This is a genomic window from Paracoccus aminovorans (assembly GCF_900005615.1).
GTDB lineage: Bacteria > Pseudomonadota > Alphaproteobacteria > Rhodobacterales > Rhodobacteraceae > Paracoccus > Paracoccus aminovorans.
On the sequence record NZ_LN832559.1, the window covers coordinates 413369 to 429043 of the forward strand.

The window sequence follows — 15675 nt, forward strand, 5'->3', positions numbered from 1 at the left end:
CTTTGCTCCGAAACTACCCCGGGGTCCGGGCAGAGCCCCGGTCCGGCCGTGCCGTTCAGCGTGTCGGCACCGGCTCTTCGCCGGAATAATCGTAGAAGCCGCGCCCGGTCTTGCGGCCCAGCCAGCCGGCCTCGACATATTTCACCAGCAGCGGACAGGGCCGGTATTTCGTATCCGCCAACCCCTCGTGCAACACGTTCATGATCGCCAGGCAGGTGTCGAGCCCGATGAAATCCGCCAGTTCCAGCGGCCCCATCGGATGGTTCGCGCCCAGCTTCATCGACTGGTCGATGGACTTGACCGAGCCGACGCCCTCGTAAAGCGTATAGACCGCCTCGTTGATCATCGGCATCAGGATGCGGTTGACTATGAAGGCGGGGAAGTCCTCGGCGCTGGCCGAGGTCTTGCCGATCTTTTCCACCACCTCGACCAGGGCCTTGTAGGTTTCCTCGTCGGTGGCGATGCCGCGGATCAGCTCGACCAGCTGCATGACCGGGACCGGGTTCATGAAGTGGAAGCCCATGAAACGCTCGGGCCGGTCGGTGCGGCTGGCCAGCCGGGTGATCGAGATCGAGGAGGTGTTCGAGGTCAGGATGGTTTCCGGCTTCAGATGCGGCAGCAGGTCCTCGAAGATGGCCTGCTTGACGGTCTCGCGCTCGGTGGCGGCCTCGATGATCAGGTCGGTCTTGCCCAGGTCGGCCAGGGTCATGGTGGTGGCGATGCGCTTCATGGCGTCGGCCTTGGCCTCGGCGGTGATCTTGCCGCGCGCGACCTGGCGGTCCAGGTTGTGGTCGATCTGCGCCACGGCATTCTCGAGCGCCTGGCGCGAGATGTCGGTCATCAGCACGTCATAGCCTGCCAAGGCAAAGACATGGGCGATGCCGTTGCCCATCTGCCCGGCGCCGATCACGCCCACCGATTGAATTGCCATGAAACTTCATCCTTTTGCCGTCAGTCGGGACGATAGGCAGAAGGTCGGAACTGTTCAACGGAAAACCGCCCGGCGGGGACCGGGCGGTTCGTTTCCTCGTCAGGGGGCTCCGCCCCCGCGCCTCGTGTGCCCCTCGATGGGGCGCACGAGGCGCTCCCCCCGGAGTATTTGCGGAACAGAGAAGTTCAGAGCTTCCCGGTCAGTTCCGGGACGGTGGTGAACAGGTCTCCGACCAGGCCGTAGTCGGCGATCTGGAAGATCGGCGCCTCTTCGTCCTTGTTGATGGCGACGATCACCTTCGAATCCTTCATCCCCGCCAGGTGCTGGATCGCGCCCGAGATGCCCACCGCGACATAGAGGTCGGGGGCGACCACCTTGCCGGTCTGGCCGACCTGCCAGTCGTTGGGGGCAAAGCCCGAGTCGACCGCCGCGCGCGACGCGCCCACCGCGGCGCCCAGCTTGTCGGCCAGCGCCTCGATGATCTCGAAGCTCTCCTTCGAGCCGACGCCGCGCCCGCCCGAGACCACGCGCTTGGCCGAGGTCAGCTCGGGGCGGTCCGATTGCGCCACCTCGTCCGAGACCCAGTTCGACAGCCCGGGATCGGCCGATGCCGCCGCGTCCGCGATCGCGGCCGAGCCGCCTTCGCCCGCCGCGTCGAAGCTGGCCGCGCGCAGGGTGAAGACCTTCTTGGCGTCCTTCGACTTCACCTTCTGGATGGCGTTGCCGGCATAGATCGGCCGCTCGAACGTGTCGGCGTCGATCACCGCCGAGACGTCCGACAGCACCATCACGTCCAGCAGCGCCGCGACGCGGGGCAGGATGTTCTTGGCATCGGTGGTCGCCGGGGCGGCGATGTGGCTGTAGTCGCCGGCCAGCGCCACGATCAGCGCCGCGGTCGGTTCGGCCAGGCGGTGCCCGTAGAGCGGCGATTCCGCCACCAGCACCTTGGCCACGCCGGCGATCTTCGCGGCTTCCTCGGCCGCGCCCCGGGCCGAGGCCCCGGCGCAGAGCACCGTCACGTCGCCCAGGCCCTTGACGGCGTTCACCGCCTTGGCGGTCGCGTCGCGGTTCAGCGTGCCATCGGTGACTTCACCCAACAGAAGAACGGCCATCAGATCACCCCCGCTTCTTTCAGTTTCCCGACCAGCTCGTCCACCGAGCCGACCTTGATGCCGGCCTTGCGGCCCTCGGGCTCGCGCACCGAGACCACTTCCAGCCGCGGCGTCACGTCGACGCCGTAATCCGCCGCGGTCTTTTCCTCCAGCGGCTTCTTCTTCGCCTTCATGATGTTCGGCAGCGAGGCGTAGCGCGGCTCGTTCAGGCGCAGGTCGGCGGTCACGACCGTCGGCATATTGACCTCGATGGTCTGCAACCCGCCGTCGACTTCGCGGGTGACCTTGACCTTGCCGGCCTCGACTTCCAGCTTCGAGGCGAAGGTCGCCTGGCCCCAGCCCAGGATCGCCGCCAGCATCTGGCCGGTGGCGTTCATGTCGTTGTCGATGGCCTGCTTGCCGGCGATGATCAGCTCGGTGCCCTCGGCCTTGGCGACGGCGGCGAGGATCTTGGCCACGGCCAGCGGCTCGATGTCCTGGTGCACGTCATCGGCGGCGACGACCAGGATGGCGCGGTCGGCGCCCATGGCCAGCGCGGTGCGCAGCGTTTCCTGCGCCTGCTTGACGCCGATCGAGACCGCGATGATCTCCTCGACCTTGCCGGCCTCTTTCAGACGGATCGCCTCTTCCACCGCGATCTCGTCGAAAGGGTTCATCGACATCTTCACGTTCGCAAGATCGACACCCGTTCCGTCCGCCTTAACGCGAGCCTTCACGTTGTAGTCGATAACCCGCTTCACTGGCACGAGAACCTTCATGCGGCCTCTCCCCTTTGGTTGCGTCACCTGTTCGATGGGCTTGTTAACGGGCCGCCAGCGGCATTGACAGGGAAAAAGCGACCAGATCGCGTCGCAACATTTCCTTCCCGCACAGTTGTCGCTAACGGCTGGCGCCCGGGACCCACAGGATGTCCCGAGTGCCGTTTTCATTGGCCACGCGGCCCGCCACGAACAGCCAGTCGGACAGCCGGTTGAGATATTTCACCGCCGCCGGATTGGCGCCCTCGGCGGCCGAAAGCGTCACGGCGGCGCGTTCCGCGCGGCGGGCCACGGTGCGCGACAGGTGCAGATGCGCCGAAAGCGCGCTGCCGCCCGGCAGGATGAAGCTGCGCAGCGGCGACAGATCGGCGTTCATCGCGTCGATTTCCGATTCCAGCCGCACGACCTGGGCGTCGATGATGCGCAGCACCGGATAGGGCGCCTCGGCGTCCTCCTCCATGCGCGGGCGCGACAGGTCGGCGCCGAGGTCGAAGAGGTCGTTCTGGATCACTGCGATGCGTTCGGCCAGCGCGCCGGTCGCGTGCAGCCGCGCCAGGCCCAGCGTAGCGTTCAGCTCATCCACGGTGCCATAGGCCTCGACCCGCAGCGAATCCTTGGGCACGCGCTCGCCGTTCGAGAGCGCGGTCTCGCCCTTGTCGCCGGTGCGGGTATAGATCTTGTTCAGGACGACCATCACTTACTCCGGGCCCAGAGGTAAAGCAGGAAGACGGCGATGGCGATGGCCTGGGCGATGATGCGCCAGCGCATCATGCGGTTGCCGTGCTTGCGGTTGAACGCGCCGCCCTTGGCGAAGCCGCCGATGCCGGTCGCCAGGATCGCCACCACCGCGAGGCAGCAGATCACCAGCAGGTAGAACAGCGGATCGTTTCGCATCGCGGGCCCCTTTTCGGCGGTGACACTAGCTCCGCCGCGCGAACCAGTCCAGTGCGCGCGTGGAAAGCAGCCGCCTGCCGATGCCCGAGACATGGGTGGGCGTGGTGACGTAATAGCGCGGGCGCGGGTTCCCGCTTTCCAGCGCCTGGGCGATGCGGGCGCTGACGGCGGCGGGCGGCAGCTCGAAGCGGTCCTTTTTCGCCGCCGGCTCGTAGAGGCGCTTCAGCAGCGTGCGGCGGTATTGTTCGGCGCGCGGGCTGGACCGCCAGTCGATCCAAGCCTCGAAATGCGGAATCGAGTTCAGGCGGATGCGGGTGCCGATGGGCCCGGGCTCGATCAGCACGAACCGGACGCCGGTGCCGGCCATCTCGACCCGCAGCACGTCGGTCAGCCCCTCCAGCGCGAATTTCGTTGCCACATAGGCGCCGCGCCAGGGGATGCCGACCAGGCCCAGGACCGACGAGATGTTCACCACCCGGCCGCCATGGGCGCGGAAATGCGGCAGCAGCCGGCGGGTCAGGTCGTGGGTGCCGAACAGGTTCGCTTCGAAGATCGACCGCAGGGCGCCGCGCGGCAGGTCCTCGACCGCGCCGGGGATGGCGAAGGCGGCATTGTTCACCAGCGCGTCGATGCGCCCCAGCGCCAGCGCCGATTCGGCGCAGCGGGCGGTGCTGTCCTCGCAGCCCAGTTCCAGCGGCAGCGTGTCGAAGCCCTCGGCGCGGCGGGCGGCGATGTCCTCGGGTTTGCGGCAGGTGGCGATCACCCGCCAGCCGCGGCCCCGCATGTGCCGCGCCGCGTCGAGCCCAATGCCCGAGGAACAGCCGGTGATCAGGACGGTCTTCATCCCTGTCTCCTGTTTTGCGGTGGTTCTGGGCCATGGCGGGGCTTCGCGCAAGCCGCGCATTTCCGGCTGGACCGAAGCCCGTGCCGGGCCTATGCAGCGCTCATGTCCGACGATCCGAACAGCACCGATCCGACCCCGCCCGAACCGAGCCGGGACCAGACCAGCGCCGAGCCGCTGTCGCGCGCCATCGGCGAGCGTTACCTGACCTATGCGCTGTCGACGATCATGAACCGGGCGCTGCCCGATGCGCGCGACGGGCTGAAGCCGGTGCATCGCCGCATCCTGTTCGCGATGCGCGAGCTGCGGCTGTCGCCCAGCGGCGCGTTCCGCAAGTCGGCCAAGATCAGCGGCGACGTGATGGGCAACTATCACCCCCACGGCGACGCGGCGATCTATGACGCGATGGCGCGGCTCGCCCAGCCCTTCGCCATGCGCTATCCGCTGGTGGACGGGCAGGGCAACTTCGGCAACATCGACGGCGACAACCCCGCCGCCAGCCGCTACACCGAGGCCCGCCTGACCGCCGCCGCCGAGGCACTGATGGAGGGCCTGGCCGAGAACGCGGTCGATTTCCGCCCGAACTACGACGGCACGCTGGAAGAACCCATCGTGCTGCCGGCGGCCTTTCCGAACCTTTTGTGCAACGGCGCCAGCGGCATCGCCGTCGGCATGGCGACCAACGTGCCGCCGCATAACCTGCACGAGGTCATCGACGCCTGCCTGCATCTGATCAAGGCGCCGGATGCCCGCGACGAGACGCTGGTTTCCATCATCCCCGGCCCGGATTTTCCGACCGGCGGCGTGCTGGTCGAATCGCGCGAGGTGATCGCCGAGGCCTACCGGACCGGCCGCGGCAGCCTGCGCCTGCGCGCGCGCTGGTCGGTCGAGGATCTGGGTCGCGGCGGCTGGCAGGTGGTCGTGACCGAAATACCCTACCAGGTGCAGAAGTCCAAGCTGATCGAGCGGCTGGCCGAGGTGATCCAGCTTAAGAAGGTGCCGATCCTGGCCGATGTCCGCGACGAATCGGCCGAGGACATCCGCATCGTGCTGGAGCCGCGCACCCGCGCCGTGGACCCCGAGCAGCTGATGGCGGCGCTGTTCCGGGTCAGCGACCTGGAAGTGCGCTTCGGCCTGAACATGAACGTGCTGATCGACGGACGCGTGCCCAAGGTCTGCTCGCTGAAAGAGGTGCTGCGCGCTTTCCTCGACCACCGGCGCGAGGTGCTGCTGCGCCGCTCGAACCACCGGCTGGACAAGATCGCTGCCCGGCTGGAGGTGCTGGAAGGCTACATGATCGCCTTCCTGAACCTCGACCGGGTGATCGAGATCATCCGCCACGAGGACGAGCCCAAGGCCGTGATGATGGCCGAGTTCAAGCTGACCGACGTGCAGGTCGAGGCGATCCTGAACATGCGCCTGCGCGCGCTGCGCCGACTCGAGGAAATGGAGCTGCGGACCGAGCACGAGACCCTGACCGCCGAGCGGGCCGAGCTGATGGCGATGCTCGCCGACGAATCGGCGCAATGGGGCCGCATCGCCGGCGAATTGCGCGAAGCGCGGACGAAATTCGGCAAATCCGCCCCCGGCGGCCAGCGCCGCACCGAGATCGGCGAGGCCGGCGAGGTGGCCGAGATCGACATGGATTCGATGATCGAGCGCGAGCCGGTCACGGTGATCCTGTCGAAAATGGGCTGGATCCGCGCCATGAAGGGCCACCAGCCGCTGGATGCCGAGGTCAAGTTCAAGGACGGCGACGGCCCGTTCATGGCCTTCCATGCCGAGACCACCGACAAGCTGATGGTCTTTGGCGCCAACGGCCGCTTCTATACCCTGCCGGCCAACAACCTGCCCGGCGGCCGCGGCATGGGCGAGCCCCTGCGGCTGATGATCGACCTGCCGAACGATGCCGGCGTGATCGCCATGTTCCCCTGGCGTGAGGGGCGCTGGCTGGTCGCCTCGAAGGCCGGGGATGGCTTCATCGTGCCGGCGGCCGACATTCTGGCGCAGACCCGCGCCGGCAAGCAGGTGCTGAACGGCGATGCCGCGCTGTGCCGTCCCGTCACCGGCGATCATCTCGCGGTGGTGGGCGACAACCGCAAGCTGCTGGTCTTTCCGCTGGACGAGCTGCCCGAGATGGGCCGCGGCAAGGGCGTGCGGTTGCAGAAATACAAGGACGGCGGCCTGTCGGATGCGATCTGCATCACCCTGGCCGAGGGCCTGCGCTGGCAGGAAAGCGGCGGCCGCACCCGGTCCGAGCCCGACCTGACCGAATGGCTGGGCAAGCGGGCCGGCACGGGCTATATGGCGCCGCGCGGCTTCCCGCGCGACAACAGGTTCAACTGACCAGGGGCGGGGCTAGCCACGCCCGTTCCGTCAGCTGCTGGTCACCGGCTTGATCACCGGCTGTTCGGTCTGGGTCTGGGCCGATTGGTCCTGTTTCATCTTGTGGCCCGGGCAATCGGCCAGTGCCGGCAGGGCCGTCACCAGCAGCGCCAAGGCGACGGCGGCGGTCTTGCGGATCATCACGCGCTCTCCTTTTCTCGCTTGCACGGGATCAGGCTCGCACGACCGCCGGATTCGGACAAATCACGATTCGCGGTCGCGCACCCGCTTGACGCCGGTCAGCATCGGCCGGACCAGATCCTCGCGCTTCCAGAAGCGATAGAACAGGATCACCCCGATATGCAGCGCCACCAGCAGCAGGACCAGGTTGGCGCCCAACTCGTGCCAGCCGACCGCCTTGGATCGGGTGGCGCTGCTGACAGAGGAGGCCAGCGGCCCGACGTTGATATAGTCGTCCGGGTCCGAGATCAGCCCGCTGCTGACCTGCGCCGCCAGCACCGCCAGCATGGCGATCACCGACAGCGCGCCCAGCGGGTTATGGCCGGGCCAGTGGCTGGGCTCGCGCAGGGCCATGCCGCGCATATAGCCGGCGATGGCGCCAGGGCCACGGATGAAATGCGAAAACCGTGCCGGCGCCGGGCCGACAAAGCCCCAGACCAGCCGGAACAGCAAAAGCCCTGCCACGACATAGCCGCACCAGAAATGCAGCGTCATCTTCGCGGGGCCGAACTGGCCCAGGCACCAGCCGGCGGTGACGAAGAACGCCAGCAGCCAGTGGAACCCGCGCAACAGCGGGTCCCACAGCCGGATCTCTCGCAGAGGGCCCGGCATCAGCTCTTTTCGCGGAAATTGTCGTGGCAGGCCTTGCAGGCGCCGCCCAGCTTCTGGACCACCGGCCCGACATTCGCGGCACCGCCCTTCACCGCTTCCGAGGACCCGGTCGCGGCCTCTTGCAGCCCGGCGAACTTGGCGCGGAACTCGTCCATGTTGTTCCAGATGTCGGGCTTGGCGGCGCTGTCCTCGGCCTGGCCATGGGCGCTGCCCTCGATGAACAGGCTGGGCAGGTCGTAATGGGTCAGCGCCTCGATATTGGCGGCGGCGCGGCTGGCCGCGGCCTCGTCATAGGCGACGTCGCCCTTGGCCATGCCCGAAAGCGTGCCCATGTTGATCGCCAGCATCTGATAGAAGCCGTGGCGGGCCTCGATGGCCTGGTGGATCGGGTCGTCGTCCTGGGCGATGGCGGCCAGCGGCACCGCGGCCAGTGCGGCGGCGAGAATCAGGCGCATGTCGTCTTCCTTTCATGTGGCTTTCGGCTGCATTTTCAAAGGCGCGCGTGGGCCAAGCCTTGCACAACCGGCCGGTTCTGCCAACGCGGCTGAAATGCCGATTCCGTGAAGAACCGCGTCCTTCCTGCGGCTTTTTGGGCCCTCGGCGCCGGTTCTTGCGCAAAATCCGGGCAGCGGTGCGCGACGGGCGGGTGTGGGGACGGTTTTGCTTGGCCGATGCTGCATTGCGGCGCAACTTGCAGGGGACGGGGCCGCATTCCCCCGTCTGCCCCGGGCCGCACGGGGTCTTCATGGCAGCGACCGCCGTTCATGCCCGCGCCTCCTCCCTCCACGCGGGCATGAGCGGCGGCTTTTACCCAGCCGGTCGGCGGCGTTGCAGCAGATAGATGTCCATGATCCAGCCATGCGCGGCGCGGGCCTTGGCGCGGGCGGCCAGGATGCGCGGGCCGGCCTCGGTCAGGGGGCCGGCGATCAGCAGCTCTTCGGGCATGCCCAGGAAGGCGCCCCACCAGATCTGCACCCCCTCGGGATCGAGGCTCTGGAACGCGCAGTCCCCGTCCAGCATGACCACGGCGCGATCGGTGCCCGGGGGCCAGCCGTGGTCGCGGATCTGCCGGCCGGTGGTGATGATGACCGGCTCGGCGACCGCGTTCAGGGGAATGGCATGCGCGGCGCAAAGCGCCTGGATCGCGGTGATGCCGGGAATGACGCGCAGGGTCAGCGGCAGGCGCCGCGCCACGCGCTCGGCGATGCGCAGCGTGCTGTCGTAAAGCGAGGGATCGCCCCAGACCAGCAGCGCCGGGCGGATGGCGCCATGGCTGCGGATGACCTTTTCCCACTGCTCCGCGATGGCGTCGTGCCAGGCCTCGACGCCCTGGCGATAGCCGTCCTTCGCACCGCGGGCGGGCATGTCGAACAGCGCCATGGGCGGCGGGCTGGCCAGAACGCGCCGGCACAGCGCCTGGCGCAGCTGGGCCAGGTCGGCCTTGTCCTCGCCCTTCGAGGGGATCAGGATCAGGTCGGCCGCCGCCATGGCCGCGATGCCGTCTCGGGTCAGGTGGCCGGGGCTGCCGGTGCCGATGCCGATCAGCGTCAGCGCGATCATGGCGCCTCTCCGATCAGGTGGAAGAAGCTGCCCGAGGCAAGGCCGCGCTGCGATCCGGTCTCGGGCACCGCATCGCCATTGGCGTCGGCGACGCGGGCCAGGGGCGCGTCGGGCTGGGCGAGGATGGTGGCATAGTGGAACTCGTGCCCCGCCAGCGGCTGGCGATAGAGCCCGTCCAGCGGCGCGGCGCGGCGATAGCCCAGGTGCATCCGGCGCTTTTCATAGCTGGTCTCCAGCCCCAGCAGCCCGGCCATCTGATGCCGCGTGCCCTGCGCATCGACCAGCCCGGCGCCCATCGCCATATAGCCGCCGCATTCGCCATGCACCGGCCGGGTCTCGGCGAAGCGCCGCAGCCCGTCGCGGAAGCGGCCGGCGGCCGCCAAGGCTCCTGCGTGCAGCTCGGGATAGCCGCCGGGCAGCCAGCAGGCGCCGGCGCTGTCGTCGGGCGCCTGATCGGCCAGGGGCGAGAACGGCAGGATCGTCGCCCCCGCCGCCCGCCAGCCGGCGACGAGATGCGGATAGACGAATGAAAACGCGTCGTCCTGCGCCAAGGCGATACGCTCGGCCGGCGGCGGCAGGTGGCGGAACGGCTCCGCAGCGATGCCGCCCCGCGCCGCCGCGATGATCGCGTCGAGATCCAGATGCCGCATCGCCGCCGCGCCGGCCCGGTCCAAGAGCGCCTGCAAACCGGCGTGTTCGCGGGCCTGCACCAGGCCCAGGTGGCGCTCGGGCAGCTCGATCCCGGCCTCGCGCGGCAGCACGCCCAGCACCGGAATGGCCAGCGCGTCGAAGGCCAGCCGCATCAGCGCCTCGTGCCGGGCCGAGGCGACGCGGTTCAGCACCACGCCGGCCAGCGCCACGTCGGCGCGCATCTCGCGAAACCCCAGCGCCACGGCGGCGGCGGATTGCGCCTGCCCCTTGGCGTCGATCACCAGCACCACCGGCCAGCCGGTCAGCGCGGCCACGTCGGCGCTGGCGCCGTTGCCGCAGCCGCCCGCCCGCGCCACGCCGTCGAAAAGCCCCATCGAGCCTTCGGCCACGGCGATATCGGCAGGCCCGCTGCCGCCCACCAGATGTGCGATCTGCGCCCGGGTCATGGCCCAGCTGTCGAGGTTATAGGATTCACGCCCCGCCGCCGCGCGGTGGAAGGCCGGGTCGATGTAATCCGGCCCGCTCTTGAACGGCTGCACCACCAGCCCGCGCGCGCGCAGGGCCGCGATCAGCCCCAGCGTCACCGTGGTTTTCCCCGAGCCCGAGGCGGGCGCGCTGACGATCAGCCCCTTCATTCGGGGAACCTCGGGTCGGTGCCGACCGGGCGGAAGCGGCGGTCGTAATCGCCGGCGTAAAGCCGGCTTTCGTCGAAGCCCTCGGCCGCCAGGGCCGGGCCGACCAGGATCAGCGCCGTGCGCTCGCCCTCGCCCAAGCCGGGGTCCAGCGTCGAGAGCGTGGCGCGGATGATGCGCTGGTCGGGCCAGCTGGCGCGGAAGACCACCGCAACCGGGCAATCGGCGCCGTAATGCGGGATCAGCTCGGCCTGCACGCGCTCCAGCACATGCACCGACAGGTGGATCGCCAGCGTGGCGCCGGTGGCGGCGAAATTGGCCAGGGTCTCGCCCTCGGGCATCGCCGACGCCCGCCCCGAGGTCCGGGTCAGCACCACCGATTGCGCGACGCCCGGCAGGGTCAGCTCCGCCCCCAGCGCGGCGGCGGCGGCGGCAAAGCTGGGCACGCCCGGCGTCACGTCATAGGGGATGCCGGCCGCGCGCAACCGGCGCAGCTGCTCGCCCATCGCCGACCAGACCGACAGGTCGCCCGAATGCAGCCGCGCCACGTCCTGGCCTTCTGCGTGCGCCGCCGCGATCTCGGCAATGATGGCGTCCAGGTCCATGCTGGCGGTGTTGACGATCCGCGCGCCCGGCGGGCAATGCGACAGCAGCGCCTGCGGCACCAGCGACCCGGCGTAGAGGCAGACCGGGCAGGCGGCGATCAGGTCGCGCCCGCGCAGGGTGATCAGGTCGGCGGCGCCGGGGCCGGCGCCGATGAAATGGATGGTCATGCGGGGTCTCCTTCGGCGATGGCGCAGGTGGCCATGCCGTCCTGCGAGGTGGTGCGGGGCGCAACCAGCCGCGCGCCGGGGGCAAGGGCGGCCAGCGCGGCGGCCTCGGCCAGCGACCCGGTGCCATAGAGCGCCGCCACGCGCGCGGACCGGGTGGGCGTGGCGGTGCCGGCGACCTCGACCGCCAGCAGCGGCAGGCCCGTGGCGCGGGCGAGGTCGCGGATCGCGGGCGCACCGGCCTTGTCCGGCGCGGTCGCCAGCGCGTCGGCCCGGCCGGCGCGGGCCAGCGCATCGGCCAGGGACGCCACGCCCGCCGCCTTGCGAAAGCCGAGACCCGCGACCCTCATGGGCCGCTCCAGATGGTGACGCTGCGGGCCGGGGTCCAGCCGCGCATCCGGCCCAGGGGCGCGGCTTCCTCGACCGACAGCCGCAACAGGCTGCCGCCGACGCGGGCGTGCAGCTGCGCGACCAGAGCCTCGGTTTCCAGGGTCACGGCGTTGACGACCAGCCGCGCCCGGGGCAGCGCGGCAAGCAAGGCGGCATTCGCACCGCCGCCGACGAAGATCGCGTCGGGCGCGGGCAGGCCCGCCAGCGCCTCGGGCGCCATGCCGCGGACGGCGCGCATCCGGCCGGCCAGGCCGAAAGCCTCGATATTGGCGGCGATATTGGCGATGCGGTCGGGGCGGGGTTCGATGGAGACCGCCCGGCCGCCGTTCAGGCACCATTCGACGCCGACCGAACCCGAGCCGCCGCCGATGTCCCACAGCATCTCGCCCGTGCGGGGGGCGAGATGCGCCAGGGTCACCGCGCGCACGGCCTGCCGGGTGATCTGGCCGTCATGGGCGAAGCTGTCGTCGGCCAGGCCGAAGCCGCGCGGCAGGCCGCTGCCCGGCGGCAGGTCGGCCCCGTCCAGCGCCATCGCCACCGGAGCGGTGCACTCCAGCGCAAAGCCGGCGGCCCGCGCGCTGCGGATGCGTTCGCGCGGCCCGCCCAGAGCTTCCAGCACCGTGATCCGCGTGGCCCCCATGCCCTGCGCGGTCAGCCATTCCGCCAGCGCCGCCGGGGCCGCGCCGTCGCGCATCAGGCAGATCGCCCGCGCGCCCCGCGCCATCACCGGACGCAGCCGGGCAAAGGGTGCCGCGTGCAGGCCAAGGCAGGCGACCTCTTCCAGCCGCCAGCCCAGCCGCGCCGCGGCCAGCGAAAACGTGCCCGCCACCGGCCAGGCACGCCATTCGCCGGGGGCCAGCGCCTCGGCCAGCGTGCCGCCGGCGCCGTGCCAGAACGGATCGCCCGAGACCAGCGCCGCCACCCGCCGCCCGCGTTCGGCCAGCAGCGGCGCCACCGAGAAGGGCACCGGCCATTCGCGTCCCTCGACCCCCGCCAGCGCCAGGTGGCGGGGGGCGCCGAAGACGATTTCCGCGCCCGCCAGCGCCTCGCGGCTTGCGGGGGGCAGGCCGGCCGGTCCATCTTCGCCCAGACCGATGATCGAGAGCCAGGGTTCAGCCATGACACGCATCCTTCTGCTGGGCGGCACGACCGAGGCCGGGGCCATGGCCCGGGCGCTGGCCGAGGCCGGGCTGGATGCGGTCTATTCCTATGCCGGGCGCACGGCGGCGCCGGTGGCCCAGCCGCTGCCGACCCGCAGCGGCGGTTTCGGCGGGGTCGAGGGGCTGGCGGCTTACCTGCGCCAGAACCGCATCAGCCATGTCATCGACGCGACGCATCCCTTCGCGGCGGGCATGAGCCGCAATGCGGTTGCCGCCTGCGCCGCCGAGGGCGTGGCGCTGATGGCGTTGGAACGCCCGGCCTGGACCGAACGGCCCGGCGACCGCTGGCGTCACGTCGCGGATTACGATGCCGCCGCCGCAGCCTTGCCGAACGACGGCTCGGCCGTGTTCCTGGCCATCGGCCGGCAGAATCTCGCGCCTTTCGCGGGGCTGGACCACCGCTGGATGCTGCGCTTTGCCGAGGTCGCGGCCCATCCCCTGCGCGATGCCACGCTGATCGTGTCGCGCGGGCCGTTCACGGTCGCGGGCGACATCGCGCTGATGCGCCGCCACGACATCGCCCAGGTGGTGGCCAAGAACGCCGGCGGCCGCGCGGCCGAGGCCAAGCTGGCCGCCGCCCGCGAACTGGGCCTGCCGGTGGTGATGATCGGCCGGCCGGCGCTGCCGCCGCGCCGGCTTGCCGCCACGCCCGAGGAGGTGCTGGACTGGCTTCATGGCACCGACCGCGGCGTATAGACCCATGGCCCGACGCGGCGGGTGGCGCTGTTGCCGAGGATGACCACGGTGCGCATGTCGGCCATCTCGGGCGTGGCCGCGCGCAGGGCGACGGTGCGAAGATCCTCGTCGGGGGTCGAGACGGCGCGGGCGAAGCTGATCAGCCGGTCCGGCCCGCAGGCCTCGCGCAGGATCTCCAGCACGCGGGAAAAGCCCTCGGGGCGGGACTTCGAGCGCGGGTTGTAGAAGGCCATGGCGAAATCCGCCTCGGCCGCCAGCCGCAGGCGCTTTTCGATCAGCGCCCAGGGCTTCAGGTTGTCCGAGAGGTTGATGGCGCAGAAGTCGTGGCCCAGCGGCGCGCCCAGCCTGGCGGCGGCCGCCAGCATGGCGGTGATGCCGGGCAGAATGCGGATCTCGGGGGCGTCCTCGCGGCCCTCCAGTGCCTCGAACAGCGCCGAGGCCATGGCAAAGACCCCGGGATCGCCCGAGGACACCACCACCACCCGCCGCCCCGCCGCGGCCATCTCCAGCGCGTGGCGGGCACGGTCCAGTTCGACCCGGTTGTCCGAAGGATGCAGCACCAGCCCCGGGCGCGTCGCCACGCGGGCGACATAGGGGATATAGCCCACGATGTCGGTGGCCGCGGCCAATGCCGCCCGCACCTCGGGCGTGACCAGATCGTCAGCCCCCGGGCCCAGCCCCGCGACCGCGATCCAGCCGCTCATTCCGCCGCATCCGCCGCGGAATCGGCGATCGGGCGGCGGCCGTTGCCATGCACCAGGACGGTGGCGAAATAGGGGCAGGCCTCCAGGTCGGCCTGCGCCAGCGGCGTCACGCGCTGGTTCGGCATGGTGCCGCGCTCGACCAGCCAGGCGTCGGCCAGGCGGCCGGCGGCGGTCAGGGCGCGGGCGATCTTGGGCAGGTTGCGGCCGGTCTTCATCACCACCAGCGCCTCGGCGGCCTGCATGTGGCGGGTCAACTCGGGTTCGGAGAGCGTGCCCATCAGCACGGTCATGGCGTCGTCGCCCCAGGTCATCGGCTGGCCGATGGCGTTCCAGCAACCGGTCATGCCGGGGATGCCGGGGATCACTTCGACCTCGACGACGCCTTGCAGCCGGGCGTGCAGATGCATGAACGAGCCGTAGAACAGCGGGTCGCCCTCGCACAGCACCACCACGTCCGAGGCGCGGGCCAGTTCCGCCAGCCGCCGGGTCCAGTCGTCGTAGAAGGCGGACAGCAGGCGGTTGTATTCCGGGCTGGCGAAGGGGATCTCGGTGGTGACCGGATATTCCATCGCATGCTCGACCACGCCGGGGGCCAGCATTTCGGCCACGATGCGGCGGGCCTGGCCGGCGCGGCCCTTCTTGCGGAAATAGGCGATCTGGGCGGCGCCGCGAATGGCGCGGTCGGCGCGGACCGAGATCAGGTCGGGGTCGCCGGGGCCCAGGCCCGCGCAGACGATCTTGCCCATGGTCACTCCTTCCGGCTGGCGAGCGCGTTGACGGCGGCGACGGTGATGGCCGAGCCGCCCAGCCGGCCGCGCACGATCAGCGCCGGTGCCGGCAGGTCCTCGATCAGCGCCTGCTTGGATTCGGCGGCGCCGACGAAGCCGACCGGGCAGCCGATGATCGCCGCCGGCCGTGGGCAGGCGGGGTCCTTGAGCATGTTTAGCAGGTGAAACAGCGCCGTCGGCGCATTGCCGATGGCGACCACGGCGCCCGCAAGGTCGTCGCGCCACAGTTCCAGCGCCGCGGCGCTGCGGGTGTTGCCCATCGCCGCGGCCAGGTCCGGCACGCGCGGGTCCTGAAGCGTGCAGAGGACGCGGTTGCCGGCGGGCAGGCGCGGGCGGGTGATGCCCTCGCTGACCATGCGCGCATCGCAGAGGATCGGGGCGCCGGCCTCCAGCGCCTTGCGCGCTGCCTCGGCCATGCCGGGGGAAAACACCACGTCGCGCTCCAGCCCGACGAGGCCGGCGGCGTGGATCATGCGCACCACGACGGGCTCTTCTTCGGGCGAGAAGCGGGCCAGGTCGGCCTCGGCCCGGATGGTGGCGAAGGACTGGCGATAGATCGCGGCGCCGTCGGTTTCGTATCGATGCATGGTCGGGCCCTGGTTTTTCGCGGT

The 15675-nt window shown here is 70.4% G+C and carries 19 protein-coding genes; 2 read left to right on the forward strand and 17 right to left on the reverse strand.

Annotated features, from left to right (window positions below):
• Positions 1 to 55: 55 nt before the first annotated feature.
• From JCM7685_RS02110 to JCM7685_RS02135, 6 genes are all read right to left on the reverse strand, one after another.
• The gene (locus JCM7685_RS02110; RefSeq protein WP_074967346.1) at positions 56 to 931 is read right to left on the reverse strand and encodes a 3-hydroxybutyryl-CoA dehydrogenase; all 876 of its coding nucleotides are present in this window, start codon (positions 929 to 931) and stop codon (positions 56 to 58) included.
• A 185-nt stretch (positions 932 to 1116) separates the two neighbouring features.
• Positions 1117 to 2043 carry an electron transfer flavoprotein subunit alpha/FixB family protein gene (locus tag JCM7685_RS02115; RefSeq protein WP_074967344.1) on the reverse strand — a complete coding sequence of 309 codons (927 nt, stop codon included), beginning with the start codon at positions 2041 to 2043 and terminating at the stop codon, positions 1117 to 1119.
• Complete coding sequence (locus JCM7685_RS02120; RefSeq protein WP_074967342.1) at positions 2043 to 2801, reverse strand: electron transfer flavoprotein subunit beta/FixA family protein; 759 nt, start codon at positions 2799 to 2801, stop codon at positions 2043 to 2045. The genes JCM7685_RS02115 and JCM7685_RS02120 overlap by 1 nt, the downstream gene beginning before the upstream one ends.
• 121 nt (positions 2802 to 2922) lie before the next feature.
• Positions 2923 to 3495, reverse strand: a complete 573-nt coding sequence (locus JCM7685_RS02125; protein WP_074967340.1) for a cob(I)yrinic acid a,c-diamide adenosyltransferase — start codon at positions 3493 to 3495, stop codon at positions 2923 to 2925.
• A complete protein-coding gene (locus JCM7685_RS02130; protein WP_074967338.1) occupies positions 3495 to 3695 on the reverse strand; it encodes a twin transmembrane helix small protein in 201 nt (66 codons plus the stop codon). Before JCM7685_RS02130 ends, JCM7685_RS02125 begins: the two co-directional genes overlap by 1 nt.
• Before the next feature lie 25 nt (positions 3696 to 3720).
• Complete coding sequence (locus JCM7685_RS02135; RefSeq protein ID WP_074967336.1) at positions 3721 to 4539, reverse strand: SDR family NAD(P)-dependent oxidoreductase; 819 nt, start codon at positions 4537 to 4539, stop codon at positions 3721 to 3723.
• Between the two features lie 102 nt (positions 4540 to 4641).
• Here JCM7685_RS02135 and parC point away from each other — a divergent pair, with 102 nt between their 5' ends.
• Positions 4642 to 6882 (forward strand): DNA topoisomerase IV subunit A, encoded by a 2241-nt coding sequence (parC, locus tag JCM7685_RS02140; RefSeq protein WP_074967334.1) that lies wholly within the window; start codon positions 4642 to 4644, stop codon positions 6880 to 6882.
• Positions 6883 to 6912: 30 nt separating this feature from the next.
• Here the strand turns inward: parC and JCM7685_RS19785 are convergent, their stop codons facing one another.
• The 8 genes from JCM7685_RS19785 to cbiE all read right to left on the reverse strand — a co-directional run bounded on the left by JCM7685_RS19785 (position 6913) and on the right by cbiE (position 12836).
• Positions 6913 to 7062 (reverse strand): hypothetical protein, encoded by a 150-nt coding sequence (locus JCM7685_RS19785; RefSeq protein ID WP_170848918.1) that lies wholly within the window; start codon positions 7060 to 7062, stop codon positions 6913 to 6915.
• 63 nt (positions 7063 to 7125) lie between these two features.
• Positions 7126 to 7713 (reverse strand): cytochrome b/b6 domain-containing protein, encoded by a 588-nt coding sequence (locus JCM7685_RS02145; protein WP_074967332.1) that lies wholly within the window; start codon positions 7711 to 7713, stop codon positions 7126 to 7128.
• Entirely contained in the window at positions 7713 to 8168 is a 456-nt protein-coding gene (locus JCM7685_RS02150; protein ID WP_074967330.1) for a c-type cytochrome, read from the reverse strand. The genes JCM7685_RS02145 and JCM7685_RS02150 overlap by 1 nt, the downstream gene beginning before the upstream one ends.
• A gap of 352 nt (positions 8169 to 8520) precedes the next feature.
• A complete protein-coding gene (cobF, locus tag JCM7685_RS02155) occupies positions 8521 to 9273 on the reverse strand; it encodes a precorrin-6A synthase (deacetylating) (protein ID WP_074967328.1) in 753 nt (250 codons plus the stop codon).
• Positions 9270 to 10559: a cobyrinate a,c-diamide synthase gene (locus JCM7685_RS02160; RefSeq protein ID WP_074967326.1), complete on the reverse strand. Its 1290-nt coding sequence runs from the start codon at positions 10557 to 10559 to the stop codon at positions 9270 to 9272. Before JCM7685_RS02160 ends, cobF begins: the two co-directional genes overlap by 4 nt.
• Positions 10556 to 11329, reverse strand: a complete 774-nt coding sequence (gene cobM / locus JCM7685_RS02165) for a precorrin-4 C(11)-methyltransferase (protein ID WP_074967324.1) — start codon at positions 11327 to 11329, stop codon at positions 10556 to 10558. The genes JCM7685_RS02160 and cobM overlap by 4 nt, the downstream gene beginning before the upstream one ends.
• Positions 11326 to 11676 carry a cobalamin biosynthesis protein gene (locus JCM7685_RS02170; RefSeq protein WP_074967322.1) on the reverse strand — a complete coding sequence of 117 codons (351 nt, stop codon included), beginning with the start codon at positions 11674 to 11676 and terminating at the stop codon, positions 11326 to 11328. The genes cobM and JCM7685_RS02170 overlap by 4 nt, the downstream gene beginning before the upstream one ends.
• Entirely contained in the window at positions 11673 to 12836 is a 1164-nt protein-coding gene (gene cbiE / locus JCM7685_RS02175; RefSeq protein ID WP_074967320.1) for a precorrin-6y C5,15-methyltransferase (decarboxylating) subunit CbiE, read from the reverse strand. Before cbiE ends, JCM7685_RS02170 begins: the two co-directional genes overlap by 4 nt.
• Between cbiE and JCM7685_RS02180 the strand changes: the two genes are divergently transcribed.
• Positions 12835 to 13572: a cobalt-precorrin-6A reductase gene (locus JCM7685_RS02180; RefSeq protein WP_074967318.1), complete on the forward strand. Its 738-nt coding sequence runs from the start codon at positions 12835 to 12837 to the stop codon at positions 13570 to 13572. The two genes, cbiE and JCM7685_RS02180, sit on opposite strands and share 2 nt — an antisense overlap.
• Here the strand turns inward: JCM7685_RS02180 and cobJ are convergent.
• From cobJ to JCM7685_RS02195, 3 genes are read right to left on the reverse strand one after another with little or no spacing between them, the layout of a single operon-like run.
• A complete protein-coding gene (gene cobJ, locus JCM7685_RS02185; protein ID WP_074967316.1) occupies positions 13548 to 14276 on the reverse strand; it encodes a precorrin-3B C(17)-methyltransferase in 729 nt (242 codons plus the stop codon). The two genes, JCM7685_RS02180 and cobJ, sit on opposite strands and share 25 nt — an antisense overlap.
• The gene (gene cobI / locus JCM7685_RS02190; protein ID WP_074967314.1) at positions 14273 to 15022 is read right to left on the reverse strand and encodes a precorrin-2 C(20)-methyltransferase; all 750 of its coding nucleotides are present in this window, start codon (positions 15020 to 15022) and stop codon (positions 14273 to 14275) included. Before cobI ends, cobJ begins: the two co-directional genes overlap by 4 nt.
• A 2-nt stretch (positions 15023 to 15024) precedes the next feature.
• Complete coding sequence (locus JCM7685_RS02195) at positions 15025 to 15651, reverse strand: precorrin-8X methylmutase (RefSeq protein WP_083412687.1); 627 nt, start codon at positions 15649 to 15651, stop codon at positions 15025 to 15027.
• Between the last annotated feature and the right edge of the window lie 24 nt (positions 15652 to 15675).

Bases quoted from the DNA above. Each gene is read 5' to 3' on its own strand.
- JCM7685_RS02110 (WP_074967346.1), bottom strand. From the start codon at position 931: ATGGCAATTCAATCGGTGGGCGTGATCGGCGCCGGGCAGATGGGCAAC.
- JCM7685_RS02115 (WP_074967344.1), bottom strand. From the start codon at position 2,043: ATGGCCGTTCTTCTGTTGGGTGAAGTCACCGATGGCACGCTGAACCGC.
- JCM7685_RS02120 (WP_074967342.1), bottom strand. From the start codon at position 2,801: ATGAAGGTTCTCGTGCCAGTGAAGCGGGTTATCGACTACAACGTGAAG.
- JCM7685_RS02125 (WP_074967340.1), bottom strand. From the start codon at position 3,495: ATGGTCGTCCTGAACAAGATCTATACCCGCACCGGCGACAAGGGCGAG.
- JCM7685_RS02130 (WP_074967338.1), bottom strand. From the start codon at position 3,695: ATGCGAAACGATCCGCTGTTCTACCTGCTGGTGATCTGCTGCCTCGCG.
- JCM7685_RS02135 (WP_074967336.1), bottom strand. From the start codon at position 4,539: ATGAAGACCGTCCTGATCACCGGCTGTTCCTCGGGCATTGGGCTCGAC.
- parC (WP_074967334.1), top strand. From the start codon at position 4,642: ATGTCCGACGATCCGAACAGCACCGATCCGACCCCGCCCGAACCGAGC.
- JCM7685_RS19785 (WP_170848918.1), bottom strand. From the start codon at position 7,062: ATGATCCGCAAGACCGCCGCCGTCGCCTTGGCGCTGCTGGTGACGGCC.
- JCM7685_RS02145 (WP_074967332.1), bottom strand. From the start codon at position 7,713: ATGCCGGGCCCTCTGCGAGAGATCCGGCTGTGGGACCCGCTGTTGCGC.
- JCM7685_RS02150 (WP_074967330.1), bottom strand. From the start codon at position 8,168: ATGCGCCTGATTCTCGCCGCCGCACTGGCCGCGGTGCCGCTGGCCGCC.
- cobF (WP_074967328.1), bottom strand. From the start codon at position 9,273: ATGATCGCGCTGACGCTGATCGGCATCGGCACCGGCAGCCCCGGCCAC.
- JCM7685_RS02160 (WP_074967326.1), bottom strand. From the start codon at position 10,559: ATGAAGGGGCTGATCGTCAGCGCGCCCGCCTCGGGCTCGGGGAAAACC.
- cobM (WP_074967324.1), bottom strand. From the start codon at position 11,329: ATGACCATCCATTTCATCGGCGCCGGCCCCGGCGCCGCCGACCTGATC.
- JCM7685_RS02170 (WP_074967322.1), bottom strand. From the start codon at position 11,676: ATGAGGGTCGCGGGTCTCGGCTTTCGCAAGGCGGCGGGCGTGGCGTCC.
- JCM7685_RS02180 (WP_074967318.1), top strand. From the start codon at position 12,835: ATGACACGCATCCTTCTGCTGGGCGGCACGACCGAGGCCGGGGCCATG.
- cbiE (WP_074967320.1), bottom strand. From the start codon at position 12,836: ATGGCTGAACCCTGGCTCTCGATCATCGGTCTGGGCGAAGATGGACCG.
- cobJ (WP_074967316.1), bottom strand. From the start codon at position 14,276: ATGAGCGGCTGGATCGCGGTCGCGGGGCTGGGCCCGGGGGCTGACGAT.
- cobI (WP_074967314.1), bottom strand. From the start codon at position 15,022: ATGGGCAAGATCGTCTGCGCGGGCCTGGGCCCCGGCGACCCCGACCTG.
- JCM7685_RS02195 (WP_083412687.1), bottom strand. From the start codon at position 15,651: ATGCATCGATACGAAACCGACGGCGCCGCGATCTATCGCCAGTCCTTC.